Genomic DNA, 16762 nt, shown 5'->3' on the forward strand with positions numbered 1-16762 from the left:
CTGTTACGCAGGGGCGGCACACTGCCGCCCCTCATGATTGATTACTTCAGCGTGATGGTATTAATAATATTATCCGCTGCGATCTGCGCCTGCTGCTGATTATCAGCCGGCAAGGTAATTTGCATTGTCAGCAGTTTGCCATCCACTTTTGCCAGCACCACTGAAGACCAGGCAGACTGATTATTCGCCGAGATCACCGTGTTCAGCTGCTGCACCGTCTGGCCCTTCAGCTCGACAGATTTATTGGTCACCACCTGCAACTGTGGGTCGCGGTTACGCTGTTGGTCTTCCAGACGCTTAGCCAGTACATCCAGCCCTTCGTTGGTGGTATCACCGACAATAATAATCACCGCTTTCTGGCCGGATTCGTCGGCATACACGTGCATATTATTCGCCTGAGTACCCAGCTTTCCGCTCTTATCGGACATATCTGCTGGCAGGTTAAAACTCAGTTTACCGTCAAGCAGACTGATAGTTTGAGTGGACTGGCTGCTGCTGACGCCATTAGTATCGGCTGCTGCTTTGTCATCTTTTCCGTCACAGGCGGCTAAGCCCATTACCAGTAAACCTATTCCTACATATTTCGCTAAATTACGCATCAGGTTCCCTTTATCTATTCGCGTACGGAGTGTCAGGCATTGATACCCGCGATACTTCAATCAGCAGATCGAATTTCTCAGGCTATATACAAACCAAATCAGTCACTAAATGCAACCGACTTACTGTCACAGAATATAGCCTTTGCTGACAACACCAGTGAGATGTTATCCGAAATTCAGCCCGGCGTTAGTGCTGCGCTCGGCCAGACGCTTTAACGCGGCGTTAAGCAGCAGGCCATAGGCTGGCAAGAAGAATGCCATGCAGATCAGCACCTTAAAGCAGTAATCCACCAGCGCGATCTCCATCCAGTTTTGCGCCATAAACGGATCGGTGCTCTTATAGAAGGCGATAAAGAAGAAGGCGAGGGTGTCGCTGATATTGCCGAGGAACATCGCCGCTGCCGGAGCAATCCACCATTTAGCGTTACGGCGCAGGCGATTAAACACGTGCACATCAAGAATTTGCCCCAGCGCGTAAGCCATAAAACTGGCGCAGGCAATGCGGGCAACAAACAGATTCATCTGGCGTAAAGCCTCTACGCCCTGCCACTCACCCTGATAAAACAGTGAAGAGAGCGCGTAAGAGATAAATAGCGCCGGAATCATCACCATCAGAATGATGCGTCGTGCCAGTGGCGCGCCAAAAATACGCACGGTCAGGTCGGTCGCGAGAAAGATAAACGGAAAGCTAAACGCACCCCAGGTGGTGTGAAGGCCAAAAACGGAGATCGGCAGCTGCACCAGATAATTACTGGAAGTGATCACCAGCAGGTGAAATAGCGACAGCCATACCAGCGCATAAGCGCGCTGACGCGGAGTAAACGGAATCATATGTAGCCTTTTTAACAGTGGGGTGAGGGAACCCAGCAGAAATTTGTGGTGTTATTGATAGCAAGCTAATGCTTTCAACCGGCCGGAATCTTACCGATTTCACTTTTCAATGCAATGGTTAATTTTAACGCAAACGTTAACGTCCGGCATCTTACTTGCACGCCTGGCGCGCAGGGGTAAAATAAGCTGCAATGTTGTCTTTACGTTGATGAGAGTGTTATGAGCGATATTTTCGCCGAAGCCGACCAGACTCTGGATGCGCTCGGTCTGCGCTGCCCTGAACCTGTAATGATGGTGCGTAAAACCGTGCGGAATATGCAGCCGGGCGAAACGCTGCTGATTATTGCTGACGATCCCGCCACTACCCGCGATATTCCCGGCTTTTGTCGCTTTATGGAACATACTTTGCTGGCAGAGTCCGTCGAGCAACTGCCGTATAAGTATCTGTTGAAGAAAGGATTGTAAGCAAAACTGAGCCGGTAAGGATGTTGATCATTAACCGGCCCATTGCTTAACTCACTGATAAATTTGTACGGCGTGATGCCGTACAAAAGTCTGCATCATTTATCTTTACGCAATAACCGTAAAGCATTTGCCGTAACCAGCGCCGTAGCACCTGAATCGGCAAGTACCGCCAGCCACAATCCGGTAATACCCAACAGCGTGGTTAGCAGGAAAATCGCTTTCAGGCCAAGCGCTATCGTAATATTTTGCCGGATATTGGCATGGGTGGCGCGTGACAAACGTATCATTGCGACCAGACCGGTCAGGCGGTTATGCGTCAGCGCCGCATCGGCAGTTTCCAGCGCCACGTCAGTGCCGCCGCCCATCGCGATGCCAATCGTGGCGGCTTTCATCGCCGGTGCATCATTGATGCCGTCGCCGACCATCGCCAATGGCTGCTGCTGATTAAGTTTGTCCACCAGCTGGACTTTATCTTCCGGTAACAGGCTGGCGTGGAAGTCGATGCCCAGTTCATCGGCAATGGCCGCCGCGGCGCGCGGGTTATCGCCGGTCAGCATCACGCTGTTGATGCCGAGTGCTTTCAGCTGATTAATTGCCTGTCGTGCATCGCTTCGTAAGCTGTCGCGTAGGGCAATCAGGCCAATAGGCTGCTGCTCTTCCAGCACCACCACGGTAGTATTGCCCGCCGATTCCAGCGCCGCAATCTGCGCCTGCTGCGCCTCATTAAGCTGAGTCAGTTTTGCCGGTGCGCTTAGCAGCAGGTGGCGTCCATTGACCCAGGCTTCGATACCGCTGCCTGCCAGTGCACGTTGCCCTTCGGCGACGGGAACAGGCTGATTCAGCGTGGCGGCATGTGCCACAATGGCGCGCGCCAGCGGGTGCGATGAGCCACTCTCAACCGCCGCTGCTTTTAGTAACAGTGAGCTTTTATCTTCACCGTTTAGCGCGACCACTTCGGTAACCTGCGGTTTCCCTTCGGTCAGCGTACCGGTTTTATCAAAGGCAATGGTGCGCACTGCGCCCAGACTTTCCAGCGCCGCGCCGCCTTTAATCAATGCGCCGCGGCGGGTGGCCGCTGCAAGGCCTGAGGTGATGGCCGCTGGCGTCGAGATCACCAGCGCACAAGGACAGCCAATCAGCAGCAGTGTCAGCCCTTTATAAATCCATGGCTGCCACTCAGCGCCGAATAACAGCGGTGGCACGACGGTAACCAGCAGCGCCAGCGCCATAATCGCCGGGGTGTAGTAGCGGCTAAAGCGGTCAAGGAAGCGTTCTATCGGCGCACGGCGCTCTTCGGCCTGTTCAATCAGATGCAGAATACGGTCGATAGCGCTTTCGCCGCTGCGTGAGACCACTTCCATCCGCACCTGACGATCGACGCTGGTGCAGCCTGCGGCCACCGTTTCACCCTGCAAACGTTCAACCGGAACTGATTCACCGGTCAGCGCACTTTCATCAAAGCTGGCAAAGGCGGTGAGTAATCGGGCATCGGCGGGTAAACGGGCACCGGCGGCGACTTCGATCATATCGCCGGGGCGCAGATCATCGACAGCCACGCTTTCTCGTTGATCGCCTCGAAGACGCACCGCTTCGTCGGGTTTCAGCGCCATCAGTGCCGTCACGCCCTGTCTGGCACGACCGGCGGCAAAAGATTCCAGACGTTCGCCCAGTAAAAACAGCAGCAGCACCATCGCGGCTTCCGCGCTGGCACCGATAAACAGTGCGCCAATCGCCGCGACGGTCATCAGGGTTTCAATGGCAAAAGGGGTACCGCTGCGCATCAGTTGCAGCGCTTTACGGCCAACCGGCCAGATGCCCATCAGCGTAGTGGCGATAAAGGCAATGCGCCCGCTGGTTTCATCAACACTGCTCAGCAGCCAGCTGGCCAGCATCAGCAGGCTCAGTAAAAGGATGGTACGATTCTGCTGCCAGAAACTGGGTTCTGGCGCTTTTTCGCGTGTTTTCAGGCTAAATCCGGCCTGTTTAACCACCTGTTCGATCTTTTTACTGAGATCGGTGTTGCTGCTGACCACCAGTTTTTCGGTGGAAAACAGTACGCGTGCGCGGCTGACGCCATCGATCCGCTGTACCGCAGTTTCTATTTTCCGTGCGCAGCTGGGGCAATCCATACCGTTAATCAGCCAGCTGTAATTTTTGCCGCCAGCAGGCCTGTCGCCTTCGTCGTCGACCTCTTCACCCGAACCGCAGCCGCTGTCATGGCAGCAGGCGGCTTCACTGGTGGTGGCGGACAGGGCAGTAATTTTCTGGATAACCGGGCGTGACGCAGTGGCGCAGGCCGGTTTGTTTGCAGCGTGGCGCTGGCCACAGCCGCAGGACGTGTGCTGATGCATAAAGCCTCCCGAAGAGTCAGACAGCGGGCGAAGCTACCCGACTGTCCGAATATTCTACACTCTGGAGTCAACTCCAGAGTCAAGGATTGAGCGCTGAGTATTTCTCAACGGCAGGCGATTGCTGGCTTACAGATACAGTGAACGCACAATCATAAAGTGGCCCGCGAAGTAGCAGGCGGCAATAATTGCCCGATCGGCGCTGAAACGGCGGCGAAAATGGCTGATAAACCAGACGCTACTCGCCAGTAGCAGGAAGATGGCGCCGACCAGCAGCGAGAAGCTGTAATCATCAGGGCGGAAGTAGTACTGCTCTGCGCTCAGCCATACCATTACCAGCGTCATGCCGATGAAAGTACACACTGGCCAGCGCAACTCTTCCAGCCGCGTCCACAAAATAGCAATCAGCACGACACCCATTAACAGCATGACCAGCGGTATCGGCCAGAAGAAACTCAGCGTCATATGCCCGGCAAAGCTGATGGTGTACAACAGGTGAGAGAGGAAAAACGCGCCGATAGCGTACAGCATGCGCTGTTGCGGCAGTAGCGTCAGGGTATCGCCGACCAGCGTTGCCAGCAGGCCGAGCAGAATCAGATAATCAGTGGTCTTCAGCACTGGCGCTTGCCATGCCCAGGCAAGCAACAGCAGCATTGTAACCGGCTTAAATACCCAGCGTTGCCACTGTGGGCCACGATACGAAGCATCAACATACAGCCAGCCCGAAAAAAGCACGGCTAAAAAGGACCAAAGCATAAATTTATTCCTTTTTTTGTGGACTTACGTCCTTCAATAATGAGTGTTCATTTCCCGTAATGTCGATCTCAGTTTAGGTTACACGCTCTGAATGTGACAATGACAGCGATCTGGTTGTATGCTTTTGCCGGGTAAAATGTTTTCAACCGCATACCTGAGGAGCACGAGAAAAAACATGGGCAAGCCACCGCTACTCTTTTTCATCGTCCTGGCGATGATTGCCATTCTTGCTACCCGCCAGTTTATTAAGCAGCGGCGTGAAGTGGCGGTCAATGATGCCTCACCATTACGGATGATACCGGTTGAAGTGAAAACGAAACGTGAATATCCGGCATCAAATCGCCGCTCACGTCAGCGGGAAGTGATCCCGGTTGAAGAGATGCGCTATGAAGCCTGGTTTCATCCGCTGAACGGCGCGGGCGATTTTAAGCTGGTGCTGACGGCTAATGATTATCATCAGATTGATAAAGGCGTGAAGGGACAGTTGCAGGTGAAAGGCTCGCGTTTTGTCAGTTTTAGCCCGGCAATGCAGTAACTGCGCTGCGGCAAAGGGCGGCGAGCGCGCCGCCCGGTAATCAATTTATCTTACTGTTTTGGATAATGTTTTTTCTGCCACGCCAGCAGTTCAAACACGCCAAAAAAGAAAATTTTCGTCTGCGTCCACTTGCTCAGTTTTGGCCCTTCCTTTGGCTGAGTAGCGCGCAGCAGCACCAGCTGTAATCCGTGCATCACCACCATAAAAAACAGTGCGATATCAACAAAGTACTTTAATGGTTTGGGAAACGGCTGCACCACATTCAATAGCAGAAACGCCCAAACGCACAGCATCAGTAAACGTCCCAGATTAAGCCACATCATCATTCTCCTTGTTGATGGTCTGACGCACATAGAGTCGGTAAGCTACCTGGCCGGCGATTTTCTCGCGGTGCAACTGCCAGTTTACCGGCACCGGCGGCATACCGTTTTCCACTTCACTTTCAACATAAATCAGTGCGCCATCGGCCAGCCAGCCCTGGCTTTCCAGTAAGCTGAGGGTTTGCTCCAGCAGCCCTTTGCGGAATGGCGGGTCGATAAACACCAGATCGTGTGGCTCGCCAGCCTGTGCCAGCCAGCTCAGGGTGTTGGTGTTGATCACCCGGCCATTGGCGGCACCCAGCGTAGCGAGATTTTTTTCCAGCTGTTGCGCGACCGGGCGTTCCAGCTCTAATAAAGTAGCAGATGCGGCGTGACGCGACAGTGCCTCCAGCCCCAGCGCGCCGCTACCGGCGAAGCAGTCGAGACAGCGCGCCTGCTGAATATCCGGCGCCAGCCAGTTAAACAGCGTTTCGCGTACCCGATCGGTGGTTGGGCGCAAGCCTGCGCTGTCCGGCACCGGCAGCTTTCGGCCACGCCATTGCCCGCCGATAATACGAATCTGTCCGGCGGCATTGCTGCGGGGTTTTTTATTCATCTTGCTCACAACTCGTCATAATTTGTTGCGTAGTTTAACGGGCTAATTGGGCTGTGGAAACGTTAAAAAGGGTGCTGGTGTTGCGCTGCATGGAAAGTGTTAGACTAAGAGATTCATTATCAGGTTATTTCTCATAACCCAGGGCGCGCAGTCGACCGGGTTTTAGCCATCGAGGAGTGTGGTTGCACAATGGCAAAAGATAAAAAACGTGGCTTTTTTTCCTGGCTGGGCTTTGGGCGTGATGAGCAGTCTTCACCGCAGGAAGAACAAAAAGAGACGTTAAAAGAACAACAGCCTGATGCTGAAAATGCATCGGATGCCGCAACGCTCCCACCGTCTGACGCTGACGCGCAAACCCCTGAGCAATTAGCTGAAGAGATTGTCGCCGTTACCGAAACGGTCGCTGAAGAAGAGCGCGCTGCGCCAGAGGCTGCTGAGCAAACGCCGCCGGTTGCGCCAGTCATCGAAGAAGAAACGACGCCGACTGAACTGTCGCCGGTTGCTGAAGAGTGGCTGCCGGAAGATGCGCCAGTTGAGCCTGTGCAGGTTGCAGAGCCAGTGGTTGAGGCCGAGCCGGAAGAGGTTACTGAGCCAGAGCCAGTGCTAATCTCTGAGCCAGAGCCAGAGCCAGAGCCAGAGCCAGAGCCAGAACCAGAACCAGAACCAGAGCCAGAATTAATCCCTGAGCCGGTGGCCGTTGTCGAGCCGCAGCGGGTCGAGGCTGAACAACCAGCAGCAGAAGAGGCTGAGGTCATCCCGGCGCTGGTTGAACAGCAGCGTCCGACCAAAGAAGGTTTCTTTGCCCGACTGAAACGCAGCCTGGTTAAAACGCGGCAGAATCTGGGTTCAGGATTTATCGGATTGTTCCGCGGCAAAAAGATCGACGACGATCTGTTTGAAGAGCTGGAAGAGCAGTTACTGATTGCCGATGTCGGTGTGGATACCACGCGTCGCATCATTACCAATCTGACTCAGCAAGCGAATCGTAAACAGCTGCGTGATGCAGAAGCACTTTACGGCTTGCTGAAAACCGAAATGTCGCAGATTCTGGCTAAAGTGGAAGCGCCGCTGGATGTCAGTGGCAAAACGCCGTTTGTCATCCTGATGGTCGGGGTTAACGGTGTCGGTAAAACCACCACTATCGGTAAGCTGGCTCGTCAGTATCAGGCGGAAGGTAAATCGGTGATGCTGGCGGCAGGTGATACCTTCCGTGCTGCTGCGGTTGAGCAGTTACAGGTCTGGGGCCAGCGTAACAGCATTCCGGTCATTGCCCAGCAAACCGGGGCCGATTCTGCATCGGTGATTTTCGATGCTATTCAGGCGGCGAAAGCACGTGGCGCAGATGTACTGATTGCTGATACCGCAGGTCGTTTGCAGAACAAAGCGCACCTGATGGAAGAGCTGAAAAAGATCACCCGTGTAATGAAGAAGCTTGATGGCGATGCGCCACATGAAGTGATGCTGACCATTGACGCCAGCACCGGCCAGAATGCCATCAGCCAGACTAAGCTGTTCCATGAAGCGGTGGGGCTGACCGGAATTACGCTGACGAAACTGGATGGCACCGCGAAAGGTGGGGTGATTTTCTCGGTAGCAGATCAGTTTAGTATTCCGATTCGTTACATTGGTGTTGGTGAAGGTATCGAAGATTTGCGGCCATTTAAGGCCGACGATTTTATTGAGGCACTGTTTGCCCGAGAGGACTAATTAGGATGATTCGCTTTGAAGAGGTCAGTAAGGCTTATCTCGGCGGTCGGCAAGCGCTTCAGGGAGTAGATTTTCATCTGCGCCCTGGAGAGATGTCGTTTCTGACCGGACACTCCGGGGCAGGGAAAAGTACCTTGCTGAAGCTGATTTGTGGCATTGAACGACCAAGCGCCGGACAGATCTGGTTTGGCGGGCATGATATTAGCCGCCTGAAAAGCCGTGAAGTACCGTTCCTGCGTCGTCAGATTGGCATGATTTTTCAGGACCACCATCTGTTGATGGACCGTTCGGTGTACGACAATGTGGCGATTCCGCTGATTATTGCCGGTGCCAGCGGTGAAGATATCCGTCGCCGCGTCTCGGCCGCGCTGGATAAAGTCGGCCTGCTCGACAAAGCGAAGAGTTTCCCGATTCAACTCTCCGGCGGTGAGCAGCAGCGCGTCGGCATCGCTCGTGCGGTGGTGAACAAACCTGCGGTACTTCTGGCCGATGAACCAACTGGTAACCTCGATGATGCATTGTCGGAAGATATTCTGCGTCTGTTCGAGGAGTTTAACCGCGTTGGCGTGACCGTACTGATGGCTACCCACGATATGGGGCTGATTGCGCGCCGCAATTACCGCGTGATGTCACTGAATCAGGGACGTATGTACGGAGGCCATGATGGTGAATAAACGTATCAAGCGCGCCCCGGCACCGAAGGCGAAACAGCCATCGAAAAGCAAAGCGCTGAAGGGCGGCTGGCAGGAGCAGTGGCGTTATGCGCTGCACGGCTCGCTGTCGGATATGTGGCGTCAGCCGCTGGCAACGCTGCTAACCGTGATGGTAATTGCCATCTCGCTGACGCTGCCAAGCGTCTGTTATATGGTGTGGAAAAACGTCAGTCAGGCTGCCGACCAGTGGTATCCGGCACCACAACTGACGGTATATCTCAGCAAAACGCTGGATGACAGCGCGGCCGAGAATGTTGTCGCAAAGCTGAAGCAAGAAGACGGTGTCGATAAAGTGAATTACCTGTCGCGAGAAGAAGCGATGGGTGAGTTCCGCAACTGGTCTGGCTTTAGCGGCGCGCTGGATATGCTGGAGCAGAATCCGCTACCGGCGGTAGCCATCATTACACCGAAACTGAATTTCCAGAGTTCTGACACCATGCAAACCCTGCGCGATCGGGTGGCGGCGGTTGAGGGAGTGGATGAGGTGCGGATGGATGACAGCTGGTTTGCCCGGCTGGCGGCTCTGACCGGGCTGGTTGGTCAGGTGGCGGCGATGATCGGCATTTTGATGATAGCCGCAGTATTCCTGGTGATTGGTAACAGCGTGCGGCTGAGTATTTTTTCCCGCCGCGACACCATTAACGTGCAGAAGCTGATTGGTGCAACCGATGGCTTTATCCTGCGTCCGTTCTTATATGGCGGTGCGCTGTTAGGTTTCGCCGGTGCGCTGTTGTCGCTGGTGCTGTCTGAAGTGCTGGTGTTACGGCTGGAATCGGTGGTGACGCAGGTGGCATCGGTATTCGGCACCACTTTCACTCTGAGCGGCTTATCCTGGGATGAGAGCCTGCTGTTACTGCTGATAGCCGCGATGATTGGCTGGATAGCAGCATGGCTGGCGACGGTGCAGCATTTACGTCGATTTACGCCGCAGTAACCCACAGTTACTTTTTTCTGCTATAATATTCCTCTGCTGCAAGAGTTTGTGCCGCAGAGGAAGTGCTCCTCTTTCGTTCCTTCTGCGTCTCCTAAGCCAACTTCACAGCTCACTGCTTTGTGTGTAAAATATACACAGTAAAATTGAACTTGTGGATAACTCTGCCGTCAAAACCAGCACGGATTGCTTTCGATTTCTGCTGGTAATTCAAGTAGTGTAATGATGGCGCGAAGGAATCGCGTGGCAATATGGCAATTTTAATTGAGAGGGTTTGAATGACCAAAGAAATGCAAACTTTAGCTATCGCACCTTTAGGTAACCTGGAATCCTATATTCGGGCTGCCAACGTCTGGCCGATGCTGTCGGCAGAAGAAGAGAAGGCGCTGGCTGAACGGCTGCATTACCAGGGCGATCTGGATGCGGCTAAAACGCTGATCCTGTCTCACCTACGCTTTGTTGTTCATGTCGCTCGTAATTACTCTGGTTACGGCTTGCCGCAGGCGGATCTGATTCAGGAAGGTAATATCGGCCTGATGAAAGCTGTGCGTCGCTTCAATCCTGAAGTGGGCGTGCGCCTGGTTTCCTTTGCCGTGCACTGGATTAAAGCCGAGATTCACGAATACGTACTGCGCAACTGGCGTATCGTTAAAGTCGCTACCACTAAAGCACAGCGTAAGCTGTTCTTTAACCTGCGTAAAACCAAGCAGCGTCTGGGCTGGTTTAACCAGGATGAAGTGGAAATGGTGGCGCGCGAGCTGGGTGTCAGCAGTAAAGACGTACGTGAAATGGAATCGCGTATGGCAGCGCAGGATATGACCTTTGATCTGTCGTCGGATGATGAATCCAGCGAAGGCAAATCCATGGCGCCGGTGCTTTATCTGCAGGATAAAACCTCTGACTTTGCCGATGGCATCGAAGAGGATAACTGGGAAAACCACGCTGCCGACAAGCTGAGTGACGCGATGCAGGGGCTGGATGAACGCAGCCAGCATATTATCCGCGCTCGCTGGCTGGACGACGATAACAAAACCACGCTGCAGGAGCTGGCCGATCAATACGGCGTCTCTGCAGAGCGTGTTCGTCAGCTGGAAAAGAATGCGATGAAAAAATTGCGCATGGCGATTGAAGCCTGATGCGTTAAGCCGCTTACCCAGCCAAAAAAGCCCCGCTGTGTCTCACGCGGGGCTTTTTTTATGCCGCATGACAACTGAGCGACGTCAATAAGCAAACAAACAGTGTTACCCCGGCATCACGCTTTTCGTCCAGCCGGTAGCTTCAGGCTGGAAACCGGATGCCTGCATAAATGCCGTAATCACCTGCGGTTGTTCACTGCCGTCATTGGCTATCCACCAGTGGTCAATCGACGGATTCTGCACCAGCGTCTCAGCCAGTAAATAGTGGCCGACGCCACGACGGCGGGTGACTTCTCTCACCTGTAAATCAAAAAGTTTGCCCTCTGCTCCGGTAATCTCAAGACGCAGCGCGCCCAGCAGCCGATCGTTAAAGCGTGCGGCATACAGCTGATGCTGGTCATTCAGCTGTTTTTCTAAAGCGGCGATATCTTTTTCCGGCCACACTTTGCTCAGATCCTGTCGGTCCTGCGCGCTGAGTTGTTGCAGCCGTATAATAGTCAGTTTCATTCATCTCACCCGAAATGCTGGCAAAGGCATATTGTAGCGAATTTGTGCAGCGCGGGGCGCGTAACTTTTCTCATGCCAAAACGATGCTATCTGTTTTTTATCTGGCTTATTATCCGAGCAAAAAATCAACAAGTGACTATATTGACAGCATAACGCGCTGGTAAATTGCTGATTATGCCACCGAAAGCTCCAGGTAATTATGCTGCTGACCCCGTGAGTTTCGACAGATGTCAGTTGATTTACAGAATAAAATTCCTGTTTAATAACCTGAAAAATAAAGCCTTATTACAAGAAAAAGCCGATTTTTAAGATAACTTGTTATTAGCTAACGAGTTTTCTACATAAATCAGGCAAAAAAATAACTGCAATCACACAACAGACCAAACAGATGGGGAAGTCCGGATGAAAATCAGTAAAGGTAGCGCGTTTCTGGCGGGTTGCGTTGCGCTGGCGATGAGCCACGCGGCAATGGCAAAAGACATTAAAATTGCCATCGTTGGGGCGATGTCGGGTCCTGTTGCGCAGTATGGCGATATGGAATTTACCGGCGCCAAACAGGCAATTGCTGACATCAACGCCAAAGGCGGCGTCAATGGCAACAAACTGGTCGGCGTGGAATACGACGATGCCTGTGATCCGAAACAAGCGGTAGCGGTGGCAAACAAAGTGATTACCGATGGCATCCGTTACGTTATTGGTCATCTGTGCTCTTCCTCAACTCAGCCGGCTTCTGATATCTATGAAGATGAAGGCATCATCATGATCACGCCAGCGGCAACCAATGCCGATCTGACCACCCGTGGTTATAAAATGATTATGCGTACCACCGGTCTGGACTCCGATCAGGGCCCAACCGCGGCGAAATATATTCTTGATGAAATTAAACCGCAGCGTATTGCCGTGGTGCATGACAAGCAGCAGTACGGTGAAGGTCTGGCGCGTTCAGTGCAGGACAGCCTGAAAAAATCTGGCGGTAATGTGGTGCTGTTCCAGGGCGTAACAGCCGGTGATAAAGATTTCTCCACGCTGGTGGCACGCCTGAAGAAAGAGAATATCGATTTCGTTTACTTCGGTGGTTACTACCCGGAAATGGGGCAAATTCTGCGTCAGGCGCGTGCCGCCGGGCTGAAAACTCAGTTTATGGGGCCGGAAGGCGTTGGTAACTCTTCGCTGTCCAATATCGCCGGTGCCGCTTCAGAAGGCATGCTGGTGACGCTACCGAAGCGTTATGACCAGGTTCCTGCCAACCAGCCGATTGTGGATGCGCTGAAAGCGAAGAAACTGGATCCAACCGGGCCGTTTGTCTGGACTACCTACGCCGCGCTGCAATCGCTGACCACCGGTATGGAGCGCAGTAAGAGTGAAGAGCCAGAAGATATCGTGAAAAACCTGAAAGAAGGCCAGCCGGTTCCGACCGTGATGGGCGATCTGAGCTGGGATGCAAAAGGTGACCTGAAAGGCTTTGAGTTCGGCGTGTTTAAATGGCACGCAGACGGCACCTCGACAGCGGTGAAGTAAGGCCAGGCGATTTTCTCTGCGGCCAGTTGGCCTGCAATAATAACGCCTGGTTACTAAACCGGGCGTTTTTTGTACCTTCCGGCAACGGGCGGATGAGTAAGGTAATAAGGTATGTCCGAGCAGTTTCTCTATTTTCTGCAGCAAATGTTCAACGGCGTGACGTTGGGCAGCACCTATGCGCTGATCGCCATTGGTTACACCATGGTGTACGGCATTATTGGCATGATCAACTTTGCCCACGGCGAAGTGTATATGATCGGTAGCTATGTCTCTTTTATCGTGATTGCTGCCCTGATGATGATGGGCATTGACGTTGGCTGGATGCTGATTGCCGGTGGCTTCATCATGGCGATTGTGATTGCCAGCGCCTACGGCTGGAGTATCGAACGTGTGGCCTACCGCCCGGTGCGATCCTCCAAGCGTTTGATCGCGCTGATCTCCGCCATCGGGATGTCGATCTTCCTGCAAAACTACGTCAGCCTGACGCAAGGCTCGCGTGATCTCGCGCTGCCGAGCCTGGTAACCGGGCAGTGGACGCTGGGTGAAAGCAATGGTTTTGCCGCGACCATCTCCACCATGCAGATCGTTATCTGGTCGGTGACATTCCTCGCGATGCTGGCGCTGACGCTGTTTATCCGCTATTCCCGCATGGGGCGCGCCTGCCGTGCCTGTGCTGAAGATCTGAAAATGGCCAGCCTGCTGGGCATTAATACCGACCGTGTTATCTCGCTGACCTTTGTTATTGGTGCGGCGATGGCGGCGGTGGCTGGCGTATTGCTGGGCCAGTTCTACGGCGTGATTAACCCTTACATCGGTTTTATGGCCGGGATGAAAGCCTTTACCGCCGCGGTTCTTGGCGGCATCGGCAGCATTCCTGGTGCGATGATCGGCGGCCTGATCCTGGGCATTGCTGAAGCGCTGACCTCCGCTTATCTCAGCACGGAATATAAAGATGTGGTCTCCTTCGCGCTACTGATCGTGGTATTGCTGGTAATGCCTACCGGAATCCTTGGGCGTCCGGAGGTAGAAAAAGTATGAAACAGCTTAATCTGATTAACGCCATCGTGTCGGCGTTAATGCTGCTGATTCTGGCCTCTTTCTTTATGGGGATGCGTCTGAACCTCGACGGCACGCAGCTGGTGGTGAATAACGCCGGTAGCGTGCGCTGGAACTGGATCGCCGTCGGCTGTGCGGTGGTATTTTTCTTCCAGTTATTGCGGCCGATGTTCCAGAGCGGGCTGAAAAAGATCTCCGGCCCGTCGTTTGTGTTACCGAGCTTTGATGGCTCCACGACCCGGCAGAAACTGCTGGTGGTGGCGCTGATAATCGCGGCGGTAGTCTGGCCGTTTGTCGTTTCACGCGGCACGGTGGATATCGCTACCCTGACGCTAATCTACGTAATGCTGGGTCTCGGTCTAAACGTGGTGGTGGGTTTGTCCGGCCTGCTGGTGCTTGGCTACGGCGGTTTCTACGCGATTGGCGCCTATACGTTTGCGTTGCTGAATCAATACTACGGTCTGGGTTTCTGGCAATGCCTGCCGCTGGCGGGGCTGGTTTCGGCGATGTTTGGCCTGCTGCTGGGCTTTCCGGTCTTGCGTTTGCGCGGCGACTACCTGGCGATTGTCACCCTCGGCTTCGGCGAAATCGTGCGTATTCTGCTGCTGAATAACACCGAAATCACCGGTGGGCCGAATGGCATCAGTCAGATTCCGAAACCGACCTTCTTTGGCCTTGAGTTTAACCGCAGCGTGCGTGACGGTGGCTGGGATACTTTCCATAATTTCTTTGGTCTGAAATACGATCCGAGCGACCGCATTATTTTCCTCTATCTGGTGGCAATACTGCTGGTAGTGCTGACGCTGTTTATTATTAATCGCTTACTGCGTATGCCGCTGGGTCGCGCATGGGAAGCGCTGCGTGAAGATGAAATTGCCTGCCGCTCGCTGGGCTTAAGCCCGCGTCGTATCAAGCTGACCGCTTTCACTATCAGTGCGGCCTTTGCCGGTTTTGCCGGTACGCTGTTTGCCGCGCGCCAGGGGTTTGTCAGCCCGGAATCCTTTACCTTTGCCGAGTCGGCGTTTGTGCTGGCGATTGTGGTATTGGGCGGTATGGGTTCGCAGTTTGCGGTGATCCTTGCGGCAATTCTGCTGGTCGTTTCACGCGAGTTGATGCGTGATCTGAATGAATACAGCATGTTAGTGCTGGGTGGCTTGATGGTGCTGATGATGATCTGGCGTCCGCAAGGATTATTGCCGATGCAGCGCCCGCAGTTGAAGTTAAAGCGTGACGGGAAAGGAGAGCAGGCATGAGCCAGCCTTTGTTAGCAGTAGATGGCCTGATGATGCGCTTTGGCGGCCTGCTGGCGGTCAACAATGTAAAGCTTGAGCTGCACCCGCAAGAGATTGTTTCGCTGATTGGCCCGAACGGTGCCGGTAAAACCACGGTGTTTAACTGCCTGACCGGTTTTTATCGTCCGACCGGCGGCACCATCAAGCTGCGCGATCAGCATCTTGAAGGATTGCCGGGGCAGAAAATTGCCCGCATGGGCATCGTGCGGACTTTCCAGCACGTTCGCTTGTTCCGTGAAATGACGGTGATTGAGAATCTGCTGGTGGCTCAGCATCAGCACCTGAAAAGCGGCGTCTTTGCCGGCTTGCTGAAAACACCGGCCTTTCGTCACAGCGAAAGTGAAGCGCTGGATCGCGCCGCCAACTGGCTGGAACGAGTGGGATTACTGGAAATGGCGAACCGCCAGGCGGGGAATCTGGCTTACGGCCAGCAGCGTCGGCTGGAAATTGCCCGCTGCATGGTGACACGCCCTGAGATCCTGATGCTGGATGAACCGGCGGCGGGGCTGAATCCGCGTGAAACTCATGAGCTGGATGAGCTGATTGCCGAACTGCGTGGTCAGCATCAGGTCTCGATTCTGTTAATTGAACACGATATGAAGCTGGTGATGGGAATTTCCGACCGTATTTACGTAGTGAATCAGGGAACGCCGCTGGCGAATGGCAAACCGGAAGAGATCCGCAATAACCCGGATGTTATCCGCGCATATTTAGGTGAGGCGTAAAATGGCGAACCCGATCTTAACACTTGATAACGTCAGTGCGCATTACGGCAAAATTCAGGCGCTGCACGGGGTCAGTCTGCATATTAATCAGGGGGAAATTGTTACCCTGATCGGTGCCAATGGCGCGGGCAAGACTACGCTGCTTGGCACGCTGTGCGGCGAACCGCGCGCCACGCAGGGTTCGATCACCTTTGACGGTAAAACCATTACCGACTGGCAAACCGCGCGCATTATGCGTGAAGCCATTGCGATTGTGCCGGAAGGCCGTCGGGTGTTTTCCCGTATGACGGTGGATGAGAATCTGGCGATGGGCGGATTTTTTGCTGAGCGGCAGCAATATCAGCAGCGCATTCAACGGGTTTACGAACTGTTTCCACGCTTACTCGAGCGCCGTGTGCAGCGGGCAGGCACTATGTCCGGTGGCGAACAGCAGATGCTGGCGATAGGCCGTGCGTTGATGAGCCAGCCGCGTTTACTGCTGCTGGATGAGCCGTCGCTGGGTCTGGCGCCGATTATCATTCAGCAGATTTTCGATACCATTGAGCAGCTGCGTAGGGAAGGGATGACCATCTTCCTGGTCGAACAAAACGCCAATCAGGCGCTGAAGCTGGCCGACCGTGGCTACGTGCTGGAAAACGGCCATGTGGTACTGGAAGACAGTGGCGAAGCGCTATTGGCTAACGAAGCGGTACGCAGCGCCTATCTCGGCGGATAACCGCGGCGTTCTC

18 protein-coding genes are annotated in these 16762 nt (G+C 53.9%); 11 read left to right on the forward strand and 7 right to left on the reverse strand.

Features of this window, described 5'->3' with window-relative positions; translation table 11 throughout:
• Positions 1-41: 41 nt before the first annotated feature.
• The gene (locus tag RIN69_RS01280; protein WP_313855058.1) at positions 42-599 is read right to left on the reverse strand and encodes a DcrB family lipoprotein; all 558 of its coding nucleotides are present in this window, start codon (positions 597-599) and stop codon (positions 42-44) included.
• Between the two features lie 165 nt (positions 600-764).
• On the reverse strand, positions 765-1430 hold the full coding sequence (locus RIN69_RS01285) for a 7-cyano-7-deazaguanine/7-aminomethyl-7-deazaguanine transporter (protein WP_313855060.1): 666 nt from the start codon (positions 1428-1430) through the stop codon (positions 765-767).
• A 219-nt stretch (positions 1431-1649) separates the two neighbouring features.
• Here RIN69_RS01285 and tusA point away from each other — a divergent pair, with 219 nt between their 5' ends.
• Complete coding sequence (gene tusA / locus RIN69_RS01290; protein WP_313855062.1) at positions 1650-1895, forward strand: sulfurtransferase TusA; 246 nt, start codon at positions 1650-1652, stop codon at positions 1893-1895.
• A gap of 95 nt (positions 1896-1990) precedes the next feature.
• Here tusA and RIN69_RS01295 read toward each other — a convergent pair whose 3' ends face one another.
• A complete protein-coding gene (locus tag RIN69_RS01295; RefSeq protein ID WP_313855063.1) occupies positions 1991-4246 on the reverse strand; it encodes a zinc/cadmium/mercury/lead-transporting ATPase in 2256 nt (751 codons plus the stop codon).
• A 126-nt stretch (positions 4247-4372) separates the two neighbouring features.
• Positions 4373-4999: a lysoplasmalogenase gene (locus tag RIN69_RS01300; RefSeq protein WP_313855064.1), complete on the reverse strand. Its 627-nt coding sequence runs from the start codon at positions 4997-4999 to the stop codon at positions 4373-4375.
• A 175-nt stretch (positions 5000-5174) separates the two neighbouring features.
• Between RIN69_RS01300 and RIN69_RS01305 the strand changes: the two genes are divergently transcribed.
• Positions 5175-5534 carry a DUF2500 domain-containing protein gene (locus RIN69_RS01305; RefSeq protein WP_313855065.1) on the forward strand — a complete coding sequence of 120 codons (360 nt, stop codon included), beginning with the start codon at positions 5175-5177 and terminating at the stop codon, positions 5532-5534.
• Between the two features lie 50 nt (positions 5535-5584).
• On the opposite strand, the gene RIN69_RS01310 is transcribed toward RIN69_RS01305, so the two are convergent.
• On the reverse strand, positions 5585-5854 hold the full coding sequence (locus RIN69_RS01310) for a DUF1145 family protein (RefSeq protein WP_313857852.1): 270 nt from the start codon (positions 5852-5854) through the stop codon (positions 5585-5587).
• Positions 5844-6449 (reverse strand): 16S rRNA (guanine(966)-N(2))-methyltransferase, encoded by a 606-nt coding sequence (gene rsmD / locus RIN69_RS01315; protein ID WP_313855067.1) that lies wholly within the window; start codon positions 6447-6449, stop codon positions 5844-5846. Before rsmD ends, RIN69_RS01310 begins: the two co-directional genes overlap by 11 nt.
• 189 nt (positions 6450-6638) lie before the next feature.
• Between rsmD and ftsY the strand changes: the two genes are divergently transcribed.
• From ftsY to rpoH, 4 genes are all read left to right on the forward strand, one after another.
• A complete protein-coding gene (gene ftsY / locus RIN69_RS01320) occupies positions 6639-8156 on the forward strand; it encodes a signal recognition particle-docking protein FtsY (protein ID WP_313855069.1) in 1518 nt (505 codons plus the stop codon).
• A gap of 5 nt (positions 8157-8161) precedes the next feature.
• Complete coding sequence (ftsE, locus tag RIN69_RS01325) at positions 8162-8830, forward strand: cell division ATP-binding protein FtsE (RefSeq protein ID WP_313855070.1); 669 nt, start codon at positions 8162-8164, stop codon at positions 8828-8830.
• Complete coding sequence (ftsX, locus tag RIN69_RS01330; protein ID WP_313857853.1) at positions 8820-9803, forward strand: permease-like cell division protein FtsX; 984 nt, start codon at positions 8820-8822, stop codon at positions 9801-9803. Before ftsE ends, ftsX begins: the two co-directional genes overlap by 11 nt.
• Before the next feature lie 275 nt (positions 9804-10078).
• Positions 10079-10936, forward strand: coding sequence for an RNA polymerase sigma factor RpoH (rpoH, locus tag RIN69_RS01335; RefSeq protein WP_052898428.1), 858 nt, complete (start codon positions 10079-10081; stop codon positions 10934-10936).
• A gap of 105 nt (positions 10937-11041) precedes the next feature.
• On the opposite strand, the gene panM is transcribed toward rpoH, so the two are convergent.
• Positions 11042-11443 (reverse strand): aspartate 1-decarboxylase autocleavage activator PanM, encoded by a 402-nt coding sequence (panM, locus tag RIN69_RS01340; protein ID WP_313855072.1) that lies wholly within the window; start codon positions 11441-11443, stop codon positions 11042-11044.
• Between the two features lie 402 nt (positions 11444-11845).
• Between panM and RIN69_RS01345 the strand changes: the two genes are divergently transcribed.
• The 5 genes from RIN69_RS01345 to livF all read left to right on the forward strand — a co-directional run bounded on the left by RIN69_RS01345 (position 11846) and on the right by livF (position 16749).
• The gene (locus RIN69_RS01345) at positions 11846-12961 is read left to right on the forward strand and encodes a branched-chain amino acid ABC transporter substrate-binding protein (protein ID WP_313855073.1); all 1116 of its coding nucleotides are present in this window, start codon (positions 11846-11848) and stop codon (positions 12959-12961) included.
• Positions 12962-13072: 111 nt separating this feature from the next.
• Positions 13073-13999 (forward strand): high-affinity branched-chain amino acid ABC transporter permease LivH, encoded by a 927-nt coding sequence (livH, locus tag RIN69_RS01350; RefSeq protein WP_313855074.1) that lies wholly within the window; start codon positions 13073-13075, stop codon positions 13997-13999.
• Positions 13996-15270, forward strand: a complete 1275-nt coding sequence (locus RIN69_RS01355) for a high-affinity branched-chain amino acid ABC transporter permease LivM (protein WP_313855075.1) — start codon at positions 13996-13998, stop codon at positions 15268-15270. The genes livH and RIN69_RS01355 overlap by 4 nt, the downstream gene beginning before the upstream one ends.
• Complete coding sequence (livG, locus tag RIN69_RS01360; protein ID WP_313855076.1) at positions 15267-16034, forward strand: high-affinity branched-chain amino acid ABC transporter ATP-binding protein LivG; 768 nt, start codon at positions 15267-15269, stop codon at positions 16032-16034. The genes RIN69_RS01355 and livG overlap by 4 nt, the downstream gene beginning before the upstream one ends.
• A gap of 1 nt (position 16035) precedes the next feature.
• The gene (gene livF, locus RIN69_RS01365; RefSeq protein ID WP_313855077.1) at positions 16036-16749 is read left to right on the forward strand and encodes a high-affinity branched-chain amino acid ABC transporter ATP-binding protein LivF; all 714 of its coding nucleotides are present in this window, start codon (positions 16036-16038) and stop codon (positions 16747-16749) included.
• The last annotated feature ends 13 nt before the right edge of the window (positions 16750-16762 follow it).

It is taken from the genome of Winslowiella toletana, assembly GCF_032164335.1.
GTDB lineage: Bacteria > Pseudomonadota > Gammaproteobacteria > Enterobacterales > Enterobacteriaceae > Erwinia > Erwinia toletana_A.